This window comes from Alkaliphilus peptidifermentans DSM 18978 (assembly GCF_900101495.1).
GTDB classification, from domain to species: Bacteria; Bacillota; Clostridia; order Peptostreptococcales; family Natronincolaceae; genus Alkaliphilus_C; species Alkaliphilus_C peptidifermentans.
Genome location: NZ_FMUS01000008.1, coordinates 36,783 through 49,388, shown reverse-complemented (window position 1 = coordinate 49,388; position 12,606 = coordinate 36,783). Strand labels below are relative to the sequence as shown.

The window sequence follows — 12,606 nt, the reverse complement described above, 5'->3', positions numbered from 1 at the left end:
GAGTTTTTACTACTTTGTATAGTTATCAAAATATCCTTGAATATATATAATAGGTGTACCTTTATCACCACTTCCGGAGGTTAAATCACAAAGAGAACCCAATAGGTCCGTAAGCCTTCTCGGGGTAGTCCCTTGAGCCTCCATTGCACCCGTAAGGTTTGCATTCTTATTGTTAATATATTGAGAAATAGCTTCTTTTTGTGCTTCTCCCTTTAAATTAGCAAAGTTATTATCGGCAAGGTATTTAAGCTTAACTTCATTGGGAGTACCTTCAAGGCCAGAGGTGTATGCAGGAGAAACAACAGGGTCAGCAAGCTCCCAAATTTTACCCACTGGATCTTTAAATGCGCCATCCCCATAAATCATTACTTCAATGGTTTTACCGGTTTTTTCCTTAATGGTAGATTGTATTTTATCAACAATGGGCTGGCAATCTCTTGGAAATAGTTTAACACTTTCTTCAGTAGCTTTGTTAGACCCTAAAAGACCATAGGCTTCATTGTAGCCACTACCATCTATAGGTAATGATAAGATATCAGCTAGGCTATAGACTTTATTTGCACCACCTGATAAAAGTATTTTCTTTGTTCTATGTCTTGTATGAATGTCACAGGTAAGTACATTTTTTGTATAATCTAATATGGTTTTAGGGTTGTTAGAGAAGATAATTTCACATTCAACACCATATTCTTCAATTAAGGTTTTGTAATAATCAATATAATCTATACCAGTAAAGGGATGTTTAATATAGCCAAAGTATTCTCGGAATTGTTTTTCACTTAAAACATCTATCCAAGGGTTAACACTCTTTTCATCAAGCATCTCGATATCAATTAAATGATTTCCAACCTCATCGGCTGGATAGCTTAACATTAATACAATTTTTTTTGCTCCCTTAGCTATACCGCGTAAACAAATAGCAAAACGATTACGACTTAAAATTGGAAATATTACTCCAATGGTATCCTCACCAAACTTAGAACTTACATCCTTCGAAATTGCATCGATACTTGCGTAATTACCTTGAGCTCGAGCAACTACTGATTCGGTAACGGCAATTACATCCCTATCATTTATTGTAAATCCTTCATACTGAGAAGCCTTAAAAAGGCTATTAATAACTATTTCTGAAATGTTGTCACCCTTATTAATAATTGGTGCCCGTAGGCCTCTAACAACTGTTCCTACTAATCTTTCCATTCATTTTCGCTCCTTATTTTAAACTTTATAATATGTACATGCTCTATAATAGTACTATACATTATTTTTTTAGTATAGGCAAAAAAATATAAAATGATATAAAAACCATATATTACCTCGAATTAAAATAAATAAAGGATACAAGATAAATAAGAGGTGAAAATTTAATGAAAATTAGAAGACCAGCAAAAATTAAGAATCCTGTTAAAGGTCATGTTGATGAAAATTTCTTCAATGCAATGAGCTATGAGCTTGCTGGAGAGATCGGCGCGATTGATAATGAAGAAATGAAAAATAATGAAAAATTAATTACGAGCAAAAAAAATAAATCCAAGAGGGATTAAAAAAACAGAAATATGTAGCAGAGGCTTGGCACTACAAAAACCTAGCAACCAGTACTCGGTATACCCATCGGTGGCTAGGTTTTATTGTGCCCCAAATCCGAGAAATTTCATCAGTATACATTTTCATGATGCAAAAAATGCAACTGACTTTTTTAGGCCATTTGTATATTGAATTGATATTTTTAAGGTGCTAATATAAAAATATGATCAGTAGTCACAATATGAGGGTGTGATAAGTATGACTAGTCAAAAAAGTAGAAGTGAAGCAACCAAGAGAAAATTGATTGAATCTGCCGAGGCACTTTTCTGCGAGAAGGGTTTTGAAAAAACAGCAGTAAGAGAGATAGTTAAAGCTGCAGGGGTTGCTCAAGGCACATTTTATCTTTATTTTGAAACCAAGGAGGAAATACTACACAAAATCATTGAAGGAGTATTAGGAACCTTTAATGAGTACATATCTCTATTGGATATCGAGGATCCTAAAATTGAAGATATAGATAAAATAATTGATACTATGGTTTTTTATATGGAGGAAAACCCTCAAATTATGAAATTACTTCATAGTGCCAATATACTTGAAATAATCAACTTTACTGGAGGGCAAGATACTGAATGGTTTTTGGTCTCTACCGTTGAAAAGTGGTTAAAAAATGCTACAGATAAAAAGCTAATTGGAAATAAATCACCTGAATTATATTCTAAGCTTATATTTCAAACATCCCACCAGCTACTTGAAAGTGCATTTCTTTATAACTATCCCGATGAAATAAATGTAGTTAAGGAAGAACTAAAGGTAATAGTTAGAGATATTTTAAGGTAAGGCTTCTAACATAATTCATTAAAGTCCTTTTAATGAAAGGACCTTGTTTTTCTGCGCCCTAAAATAAGAAATGGAGGTACGTATAAATGTTCACAATACTATCAAGCTTCATAATAAAAAGATATAAGCATATATTTGTTTTCAGCATTACCTGCTTTGTTATAGCATTACTAATTGCATCGAAAATTGGGATGGATTCAAATATGGAGGGAATGCTACCAGCCAACAGCGAAAGTCTTAAAGCCAGTATGGAGTATGAAGAAGCCTTTGATTCTCAGGATAATGTGCTGGTGGTTGTAAGGGGGGATTCAAATCAAGCAGAAGCCTATATTGAGGAATTAGGGGAAAGGCTAATGCTTGAGAAAACTGTAAGTAATGTGCTGTATAAGGTGGAAATGGATACACTGGATGAATACTTTCATTTATATATTGACAGTAAATATTATAGAAATTTAGAATCCGATTTGAATGACTATAATAGTAGTCTATCTAATTTCCTTAGGAATAAAGATTTTGCTTCTTTCTCTAATCTTTTTACTGAGAGACTTGATAATGCAGATGAAGAAAGCAAGGAAAAGCTATTTAATTTATATGCAAAATTGCTTAGCTCCAATTATGACCTAAGTGAACATGAAGAAAAAGAATTGTTTTCTGCCCTGATATTTGGTGAACTTTTAGAAATTCAAGAAGATAGTAAATATATAGTCAATGATAGCATGAATACCTATCTAATGGTAATTAAGCCTAACATAGCTATGGAAAACTTTATGAAGGATAGAGTTATATTCTTTAATCGCTTAGAAGGCTTTATTTCCCATACTAAGGATGCAGGAAATTATAATGTGGAGGTGGGAATTACTGGAGGAGCATTTGTTCAAGATAATGAGGCTGATAATACAATGTTTAATGGATTCTTCTCTACTGCCTTCATTACATTTATTCTAATTATATTATTTATTGTACTGTCCTTTAGGCGATTAATACTTCCTTTGGCAGCAGGATTTCCTCTGCTATTGGGGGCATTATTAGCCACAGCCTTTGCATATTTAGCATATAAAAATTTAAATATGTTCTCCATTAGCTTTGCTGTACTGCTTCTTGGATTAGGAATAGATTTTGCAGTACACATAATTTCTAGATATTTAGAAGAAAGAGGAGCAGGAAGGACTGTTAGGGATGCAGTAACGATTACTATAAAAGAAACAAGCTCTGGTATGCTGGTTGGAGCTACAACAACAGCAATAGCCTTTCTAACGTTTCTTATAGCAGAGTTTAAGGCATTTACTCAAATGGGAGTAATTTCGGGAATGGGTATATTTATTTTATGCATAACAATGATTTTCCTTATGCCTACAATTATACTACTTATGGATATTAAAAAGAGTACCCATAAACCCATAAAGGAGTCGGGATATACATTCCTTATGCCCATTGGTAAAACTGTTGAAAAAAGACCATTAGTACTTGTAATTATAGTGGGTATTGTAGCATTATCACTTTTAGGGAATGTATTAAATACTGAAATTAAGACAGACATGTCAAAAATATATCCTCAGGATATGGAGAGCTTAACCTGGTTAGAGGTTGTAGAAGAGGAATTTGACTATAATCCTACATCACTAATTTTTATGGTTGACAGCATAGAAGAATTGATGTTGGTAATTGCAAAGTTCAGTAATGAAGATGGTATAAAAAGGCTAGATTCGATACTGGAATATATGCCTCAGGAGCAGGATTATAAAATAAATGTTATTAATCAATTAAATGAGGGCCTCAACCACAGGAAGGATAACGAGTATCCATCAACACCTATGGAGATAATAGGAGGCTTTCAAAACATAAAGGATGCTGCCAACAGAAATGGTATAGCTACTGATTCGGAGGGCTATAGGAGGATAGAGGAGATTATAGATTCCATTGAAGGGGATACATCTTTAATGACATTAAGGAGTATTATGAAAGAGCTGTCATTTATGGATAATGAGGCTATTGGAGAGCTACAACTGGGGGCAGAGAAACTAACAATAGAGCAATTGCCTGATAGCTTAAAATCTAATTTTGTTGGGAAGGATGGTAAGTTAAGTGTTGAAGCTATTCCAAACAAAAACATTTGGGAAAGCGAAAACTATAATACTATTGCAAGTGCTATAAAAGATGCTTCGGGAAGAAATCCCGTTGGAATGCCTGCAATAATGAATGAAGTAACTATATATGTAAAGAAGGATATTCTTAAAATTAGCTTATTTTGTATTACATCATTATTTATAATTTTGCTTATCATGTTTAGGAGCATTAAAGATGCGTTTATTATATTAATTCCATTACTATTAACTATATTTATGACCTTAGGTATTGTGCCGATATTTAAAACAGATTTAAATATATTTAGTGTTATAGCATTTCCTGTGCTTATCGGAATTGGTGTTGATAGTGGAGTTCATTTGCTTCACAGAATAAAAACCTCACAGGATAAAGATATTCCATATATATTAACACATACCGGTAAAGCTATAATGATGACCACTATTACTACCCTTATAGGCTTTGGAAGTCTCTATTTTACCAATCATCCAGGTCTATCCAGCTTTGGTCTGTTAACAATAGTAGGAATGTCACTGTGCTTGGTGCTAACATTAACATTACTACCAGCATTATACTTAGTACTCTATCGTAAGGACATAAGAAAAATAGTGCAGCCTTCAAACCAATAATAGCTGAAGTGAAGGGTTATATACTTCAAAAATTATATTGGCTAATGAGTCAGGATATCTGACTCATTTTGCTGCTTTTAAAATCCTATCGACAGTTATAGTTAAAATAGACTATAATTTAGCTATGAAATAAAGGGAAATTAAGAAAAATATAGAAAATATAATATTACTAAAAATGAAACTTTGCGGTGTAGATATAAATACTAAATTATAGTTAAATTATAGAGCTAAAGAGGTGCCTTCAATGGAATGGTATATAAAGAAATTTAATGAATTAACCAATGAAGAGATATATGAAATATTAAAAAGAAGAGTGGAGGTATTTGTTGTTGAACAAAATTGCCCTTACCTTGAATGTGATGATAAGGACCAAGAAGCAATACATTTTTTTCTTAAGGATAATAATTGTATAATTGCCTATTTAAGAGTATTACCTCAGGGAGTTACTTATGATGAGATCTCAATAGGAAGAGTACTTGTAATAGAAGATTATCGTGGTAAAGGCATCGTGAATGAGCTTATGCATAAGGCGATTAGATATATAGAATCTAATTTTGGAGAATCTAATATCAGAATCTCGGCTCAGGAATATTTACTTGCCTTTTATGAGAGCTTAGGCTTTCAAGTAATATCTGATGTATACTTAGAGGATGGAATACCCCATCTTGAAATGCTCTATCTTCAATCCCATTAACTTAGGCGGAGCATGAAAATCATTTGGAATCTATTTGTTACTTTAGGAAAGATGGTGTATATATGGGTGCAAGCCTAAAACAATTTCAAAAGATGTATTTTATTTTTTATTTTACTATAGCTACTTTTTGGGCCTTTGCCGTCCCGTATCTTAATAGCTTAGAGATTAGTAATACAAAAATAGGAGTTATTATATCCTTAATGATTTTTGCAGGGGTAATAGGACAGTTTATCACTGGCTACTTATGTGATATAAAAAATACAATCAAAAAGATTTTCATTGTATATATGATTTTACTATGTTGTAGCGTAGCTCTTTTCTTTCAATCCCAAAATATTACATATATTATTATTTTAATTTCAATAATTGGATTTTTTCAGTCATCTGTTATGGCCCTTGGAGATAGCTGGGTCTTAGAAAGCAGTAGTGAAATCAAAGAAAATTTTGGATCTATAAGAGCACTGGGTTCGGCAGGCTGGGGTATAGCAGCGGTCTTTGTAGGTAAAGTAATTGATAAAACAGGTTGGCATAGTTTATATATAATATATATTATTTGTACTGTTGTTCTATTCTTTACCCTTTTAAACATGCAGGATGCCAAGGGTAAAAGCAATGGAGTTAATCCTTTAGAGCCAATAACCTCTAGAGAAATTAAGGAATTATTTTTTAATAAGCAGTATATTCAACTACTGGTTATATTCTTTTTATTATTTTCAGCCCTACAGGCTGTGGGTATGTTTTCTCAAATAATTATTAATAACTATGGGGGGACAAAGTTTCAGGTGGGCTTATATCTGTTCGTTGCCGCCTTCAGTGAAATTCCGATACTTTTTCTAGCAAAACTACTAAGGGTAAGATATAAGCTAAGTCAGCTATTGATTTTCTCATCATTCGCCTTAACCTTTAGAATGATACTTGTGGCATTCAGTAGTAATATTTCATTAATTATTGCATTAGGCAGCTTTCAGATAGTTACCTTCTCAATTATTGTTTTTATCTCTAAATACTTGATTGATGAGATAAGTCCTGCAAAGCTGAAAACCATGTCTCAGATGATAGCAATGGCAGTATATATGGGACTAAGTGGAATATTTTCAACCACCTTATCTGGGTGGCTGGCAGATGTAATAGGAATAAAAAACATGCTAATATTTCAAGGCGTATTGTGCTTTTTTGCATTCTTATTAAGTCTTCGATATCACATGTATTATTACCCAAAAGCCAAGATAACCCATCTTCAAAGTTAAATTACAACAAAATACATCTGTATTTTTGTAGGTGCATTGTGTGATTTTCCCACTTAACCTTTTAGTTTTTAGAGCTTCTCCATGTAATTTTTCTCATATTCTGTATTTCATTAAATATGATTTCAATTCCACTTCTAATCTGTTCATCTGAAAGCTTTGAAATACAAACTCTAAAGCCATTTTCCTTTACATTGTCTCTAATATAAAACTCTTCAGATGGTGCCAAGTAAACATTTTTCCTCTTTAATGTCTCTATTAGAGCTTTAACATTGAATACCTCAGTAAATTTTACCCAAGCATAGAAGCCCATTTCAGGTGTGTAAATTTCCACCCCATTTTTATTTACATCCTTCAATGCTCTTCGTAAATACTCCATCTTACCCTTGTATTTAGATTGGGTTTTTTTAATATGCTTTGCATACATTCCACTATTGATAAAGATTTCTAAAGCCCCTTGTGACAGTACAGATGTATTTAAATCCATGCTTCTTTTATGTTTGAAAAATTCACTCATCAATTTTGAATGAAGGACAACAGCCCCAACCCTTATACCAGGCATAAAGGCCTTTGAAAAACTCTTCACATAAATTACTTTTTCTGATAAATCATAATAGTAAAGAGGCAATACTTTTTTATTGGTCTCAATATCAGCTAAATAATCATCTTCTACGATGTAAACATCATATTTTTCTGCCAGATCTACAATCTTTTTCTTCATCCCCTCTGAATAGCTTGTTCCTAAAGGGTTATGAAAGCGGGGAATGGTATAGAAAAACTTGATATCACCCTTCATAAAAATTGACTCTAATTCGTCTAAGTCGATACCCTTTAAATTTCTTGATATTCCAACCAAATTTGATCCATTTAATTCTACTATCCCATGTATTAGACTGTAGGTAGGTTGTTCAACCAAAATATTTTTTTTGCCGTTAGGAAATGGCATTTTTGATAATATGGTTAAGGCTTGCTGGGCTCCTGAGGTAATATATATTTTTTCAGCAGAAGTAAAAATTTGATGTTGACTAAAATCCTTCACAAGTATTTTTCTTAATGACTCCAAGCCTTGTGAGTCACTATATGAAAATAAACTACTTTTATATATTTCTATAGCTTTATTGATACAATGATTAAATTCTTTGTAGGGCAAAAGTTTAGGGTCTGGCATGGCTTGTGAAAAATCTATGATGGGGATTTCAGATGAAATCGAACTATTTTTTTCAACTACATAAAAGCCTCCCTTTGGAATTACGTACACCTTATGTTTGGCTTCAAGCTCTTTATAGGCTCTTATTACAGTAGATTTATTACAACTATATTTAATTGCCAGTGATCTAATGGAAGGTAATCTTTCACCCTGCTTTATAACATTTAGGTGGATTAGCTTTTCAATATCCTCTACTATTAATTCATATTTCTTTATCATCTATTATCACACCTCCAGAAATCTTATAATATATAAACACAGATGTTTTGTACCGGTACAGATGCTATTATTTAATATTGTACCTTATGTTTTTGTATATATAATTAAAGTATAATGAAAAAATAGTAATTGTCAAAGGTGGAGATGGTAATAAAATGAAAGAATTAACTTTAGAGCATATATTAAAATGTCATTCCATTAAAAAAACAGATATTATACGAGGAAATAATACGGATTTATTTTGTAAAGAAGGTAAAAGATTAATCGATTTTGAAGCAGGTATGTGGTGTACAGCACTAGGGCATAGCAATAAAAGGATAACTAATATTTTAATAGATCAAGCCAGTAAGCTTATGAATGTACATTACAAGCTAACCTGTGACATTGCAGAAGTACTGGCAGTTTCTTTGCTAAAAAAAATAGAATTTGATGATGGTAAGGCTGTTTTTTTAAGCTCAGGAAGCGAGGCGGTAGAACTAAGTATAAGACTAGCAAAGCTTGTTTCAAGGAGAAATAAGCTATTAACATTTTCATCCTCATATTTATCTGCTTTTTCTAATGCTGGTGGGCCAAGAGACAACAAAATGTGGATAGAGGTAGATTTTTTACAGTGCAATAGCTGCTGCAGCCACCATTGTACAACCAAATGTGATATTCTGAAAAATATTGATTTTAGTGATATTTCAACCTTCGTACTGGAGTCAGCCTTAGGGGGGAGGGTTCTTTTTCCACCCCAAAAGCTAGTAAATATGTTGGTAAATGAGGTAAAAAAATATGGAGGTATAATTGTTGCAAATGAAGTTACTACTGGTTTGGGAAGAACTGGAGAGTGGTTTGGGTATAATCATTATAACATTAAACCAGATATTGTTGCATTAGGGAAGTCACTGGGTAACGGCTATCCTATTAGTGGTATTGTAATGAATTTAGAAACTGCAAAGAAGGTAGAGGAAATGAATTTCACGTATGTGCAGTCTCATCAAAATGATCCTCTTGGCTGTGCTGTTGCAATTGAGGTTTTGAATATTATGACAGAAGATAATATAATACAACGATCAAAGGATGTTGGTTGTAGCATTATAAGTCAATTAAGAGAAATTCAAAGCTTTAGCACCATAGTAAAGGAAGTTAGAGGCCGGGGTCTATTAGTTGCAATGGAGTTTAATAGTGATGCTGCGGAGAAAATAGCCGATAATATGCTTAATCAGGGTTACTTTATTGGAACAGTCCCTAAATGGAACATAATTAGATTTTCACCTGCCTTAACAATTTCCCAGAAGGAAATAACAAGTATGTGTAATATGCTAGAGGATGTAATAGAAAAAATTGAGAAGAATAAAGGTATATTGAGATGAATGATAGAAAAAAAGCACTTATTTATTTAGTTATTACCGCTGTTTTATGGAGTACTGGAGGATTACTGATTAAATTGGTGGAATGGAATCCTTTAGCAATTGCTGGTGCACGGAGTGGAATCGCAGCTATAATTATGCTTATTTATTTGAAAAGGCCAATAAGGTCAATTGATAGGATAAAGCTTTTAGGTGCAATATCCTATGGGTTACTAGTAATACTGTTTATAGCAGCTAATAAGCTAACAACCTCAGCTAATGCAATATTACTTCAATTCACTGCGCCAATATGGGTTATATTATTTGCAAAGGCGTTTTTAAAGGAAAAAACATATGTAGCCGATTGGTTAACGATTATTGCAGTAATTCTTGGTATGACATTGTTTTTTATAGGGGGCTTAAAGAGCGGCAATATTCTTGGAAATACATTGGCGGTTTTAAGTGGAATGGCTATGGCGGCAATGATTATTTTCCTCAAGATAAAAAAGGAGGACTCACCTATAGAAATAACCCTATTGGGGAATATTATAACCTTTTTTATTGGATTACCCTTCATCTTGCTATCAGCTCCACCCTCAAATACTAGTATAATAGCCATCCTTATTCTAGGAGTTTTTCAACTGGGTATTTCCTATATATTATATGTCAATGCAGTTAGGCACGTATCGGCAGTTGATGCCATATTAATACCTATTATTGAGCCATTGCTGAATCCTATATGGGTATTTGTATTTGCTGGAGAAGCACCAGGCAAATATGCAATTCTAGGTGGATCAATTGTAATACTAAGCATAATAACAAGAAGCATATATCAACAAAAAATCACAAAGGTGAATTTAAAACAAGAGTATAAGCCATCACAAAATCTCCAATAAATTTTAAGATATACTTCCAGTATAATATTGAAGGTTAGTATGATTATAACGATAGCTGCATTAAATTTTGGATCCGCTTAGTATACTAGAAAGCTTGTTTTTGATATAATATTGTGGTATATCAAATATTATAAACAGAAATTAATATGGCATTAAAATCCAATCACTTGATGGGAGGCTAAACAAATGAAATTCAGAAAGATAGTGGCTATAGATGATACAGGATTAATAGATGAAGTGAAAATGGGACTAAAACAGTTGGCTGATGAGGTTGTTTTTTATAATGACTTTCCTGATAATGATAAAGAAATAATTTCGAGAATAGATGATGCAGATTGTGTATTGGTTTCTTGGAATACACCAATTAATAGGGTAGTAATAGAAGCTTGTTCAACTATAAGATATATTGGAATGTGCTGTAGTCTTTATGATGAAAAAAGTGCCAATGTAGATATAAATGCAGCTAGAGAACATGATATTACTGTATTAGGGGTAAAGGATTATGGCGACGAGGGTGTTATAGAGTATATAATTTCTGAGTTAGTTAAGCTATTACATGGCTTTGGTAAACACCAATGGAAGGACGAAACGTTAGAACTAACTGATCAAAAACTTGGCATAATAGGGTTGGGGACTTTAGGAATTATGCTGGCCAAGGCAGCAAAGGCTTTTGGTATGGAGGTTTATTATTATAATAGAACTAGAAAAACTGATCTGGAAAAGGATGACGTGAAATATTTAGATTTGGACGAGTTATTACATAAGGTTGATATTTTATCTACTCATTTACCTAGAAATACACAATTATTAAATGCAGAAAGGTTTAAGCTGTTTGGAAATGGTAAGATTTTGATAAATACTTCACTTGAACCAACCTTCGATGTAGAGGCCTTCACAGAATGGATAGGTAGTAAAGATAATTATGCTATATTTGACAGAGTTGCTATGGGAAAATATTATAAAGATCTAAAAACCCATGAAAATGTAATTTACACAGATAAGGTAGCAGGTTGGACTAGGCAGGCAAAGGGGAGGCTATCCTTCAAGGTGCTTAGGAATATAGAGAAATACTTAAACGAAAATTACTTATAGATATAATTTAAAGACTGACATACTGATGTCAGTCTTTAAATTATATAATTAATAGGAAATGGAATCCAATAATATTAGGAGGAGAAGTAAAAATGATTAGACATGAGTTAACAGAAGAAATAATAGAATATATATTTGATCCAGAAGAGGGTAAGCACTTTGCTAACAAAATAGTAGTATTGCTAAATAAAAATAAGGTTATGCTTATCGATACTGGGTATGAATTTCAAGCATTAGAAGTACTGGAGGATTTAAACTCTAGAAATCAGGTAATTGAAGGTATAATAATAAGTCATTTTCATAGCGATCATATGAATGGTTTAAAGGTGTTGCCGAAAGCTACAATCTATGGCAGTAGTGAGTATAAAACTACTTTAGAAATGTGGACCAGCCAGGAAGAGCATAAATACTTTACCCCAGACGTCTCTGTTAAAGAGCCATATGTGATTAAGTTTGGTAATCATAATATTGAAATGATTCCTTTTCCTGGTCATTCAATATGTGGTATTCTAGTAAGTATAAACAATAAATACTTGCATATAAGTGATGAACTAATGTTTTCAAACGAAGGCCAGCCACTATTACCCTGTGTTGCTGGAAAAGAAGGAGTAAAAGCACAATTGGAGTCTATAAAAAAATTAAAGAATTATACTGAACATACGTTTATACCAGCCCATGGAGCAACCATAACCGACAAAGAAAAAATTGAAGAGATCATTATAAATACAGAAAAGTACTTAAATGCTATACTAAGCAACAACGGAAAAATTACATATGAAGAAGCAGTTAAGGACTGTAGTCGTGAATTTTTACATAAAGAATGGCATCGTTTTGTGTATGAATAGTAA

Annotated in this window: 11 protein-coding genes; 9 read left to right on the top strand and 2 right to left on the bottom strand. The window is 32.7% G+C overall.

The genetic code is table 11. The features are described from left to right. Positions 1-9 precede the first annotated feature (9 nt). Positions 10-1,200 (bottom strand): coenzyme F420-0:L-glutamate ligase, encoded by a 1,191-nt coding sequence (locus BLP68_RS07350; RefSeq protein WP_091541854.1) that lies wholly within the window; start codon positions 1,198-1,200, stop codon positions 10-12. A gap of 167 nt (positions 1,201-1,367) precedes the next feature. Between BLP68_RS07350 and BLP68_RS21680 the strand changes: the two genes are divergently transcribed. The 5 genes from BLP68_RS21680 (at position 1,368) to BLP68_RS07330 (ending at position 7,016) form a co-directional block, all read left to right on the top strand. Continuing rightward, entirely contained in the window at positions 1,368-1,544 is a 177-nt protein-coding gene (locus BLP68_RS21680; protein WP_176758909.1) for a hypothetical protein, read from the top strand. 238 nt (positions 1,545-1,782) lie between these two features. Then, the gene (locus BLP68_RS07345; protein ID WP_091541851.1) at positions 1,783-2,364 is read left to right on the top strand and encodes a TetR/AcrR family transcriptional regulator; all 582 of its coding nucleotides are present in this window, start codon (positions 1,783-1,785) and stop codon (positions 2,362-2,364) included. Positions 2,365-2,450: 86 nt separating this feature from the next. Continuing rightward, entirely contained in the window at positions 2,451-5,075 is a 2,625-nt protein-coding gene (locus tag BLP68_RS07340) for an efflux RND transporter permease subunit (RefSeq protein WP_091541849.1), read from the top strand. Between the two features lie 244 nt (positions 5,076-5,319). Continuing rightward, positions 5,320-5,769 (top strand): GNAT family N-acetyltransferase, encoded by a 450-nt coding sequence (locus BLP68_RS07335; protein ID WP_091541847.1) that lies wholly within the window; start codon positions 5,320-5,322, stop codon positions 5,767-5,769. Positions 5,770-5,792: 23 nt separating this feature from the next. Then, positions 5,793-7,016, top strand: a complete 1,224-nt coding sequence (locus BLP68_RS07330; RefSeq protein ID WP_143003070.1) for an MFS transporter — start codon at positions 5,793-5,795, stop codon at positions 7,014-7,016. Positions 7,017-7,077: 61 nt separating this feature from the next. On the opposite strand, the gene BLP68_RS07325 is transcribed toward BLP68_RS07330, so the two are convergent. Then, positions 7,078-8,439, bottom strand: a complete 1,362-nt coding sequence (locus BLP68_RS07325) for an aminotransferase-like domain-containing protein (RefSeq protein ID WP_091541843.1) — start codon at positions 8,437-8,439, stop codon at positions 7,078-7,080. Between the two features lie 155 nt (positions 8,440-8,594). On the opposite strand from BLP68_RS07325, the gene BLP68_RS07320 reads away from it, so the two are divergent. The 4 genes from BLP68_RS07320 (at position 8,595) to BLP68_RS07305 (ending at position 12,603) form a co-directional block, all read left to right on the top strand. Continuing rightward, on the top strand, positions 8,595-9,794 hold the full coding sequence (locus BLP68_RS07320) for an aminotransferase class III-fold pyridoxal phosphate-dependent enzyme (RefSeq protein WP_091541840.1): 1,200 nt from the start codon (positions 8,595-8,597) through the stop codon (positions 9,792-9,794). Then, positions 9,791-10,666: a DMT family transporter gene (locus tag BLP68_RS07315; protein ID WP_091541839.1), complete on the top strand. Its 876-nt coding sequence runs from the start codon at positions 9,791-9,793 to the stop codon at positions 10,664-10,666. Before BLP68_RS07320 ends, BLP68_RS07315 begins: the two co-directional genes overlap by 4 nt. A gap of 186 nt (positions 10,667-10,852) precedes the next feature. Beyond that, entirely contained in the window at positions 10,853-11,758 is a 906-nt protein-coding gene (locus tag BLP68_RS07310; protein WP_091541836.1) for an NAD(P)-dependent oxidoreductase, read from the top strand. Between the two features lie 92 nt (positions 11,759-11,850). Continuing rightward, entirely contained in the window at positions 11,851-12,603 is a 753-nt protein-coding gene (locus BLP68_RS07305; RefSeq protein WP_091541834.1) for an MBL fold metallo-hydrolase, read from the top strand. Positions 12,604-12,606 lie beyond the last annotated feature (3 nt).

Coding starts and splice junctions, on each gene's coding strand:
- BLP68_RS07340 (WP_091541849.1), top strand. CDS start 2,451: ATGTTCACAATACTATCAAGCTTCATAATAAAAAGATATAAGCATATA.
- BLP68_RS07310 (WP_091541836.1), top strand. CDS start 10,853: ATGAAATTCAGAAAGATAGTGGCTATAGATGATACAGGATTAATAGAT.
- BLP68_RS07325 (WP_091541843.1), bottom strand. CDS start 8,439: ATGATAAAGAAATATGAATTAATAGTAGAGGATATTGAAAAGCTAATC.
- BLP68_RS07320 (WP_091541840.1), top strand. CDS start 8,595: ATGAAAGAATTAACTTTAGAGCATATATTAAAATGTCATTCCATTAAA.
- BLP68_RS07350 (WP_091541854.1), bottom strand. CDS start 1,200: ATGGAAAGATTAGTAGGAACAGTTGTTAGAGGCCTACGGGCACCAATT.
- BLP68_RS07345 (WP_091541851.1), top strand. CDS start 1,783: ATGACTAGTCAAAAAAGTAGAAGTGAAGCAACCAAGAGAAAATTGATT.
- BLP68_RS07305 (WP_091541834.1), top strand. CDS start 11,851: ATGATTAGACATGAGTTAACAGAAGAAATAATAGAATATATATTTGAT.
- BLP68_RS07335 (WP_091541847.1), top strand. CDS start 5,320: ATGGAATGGTATATAAAGAAATTTAATGAATTAACCAATGAAGAGATA.
- BLP68_RS07315 (WP_091541839.1), top strand. CDS start 9,791: ATGAATGATAGAAAAAAAGCACTTATTTATTTAGTTATTACCGCTGTT.
- BLP68_RS21680 (WP_176758909.1), top strand. CDS start 1,368: ATGAAAATTAGAAGACCAGCAAAAATTAAGAATCCTGTTAAAGGTCAT.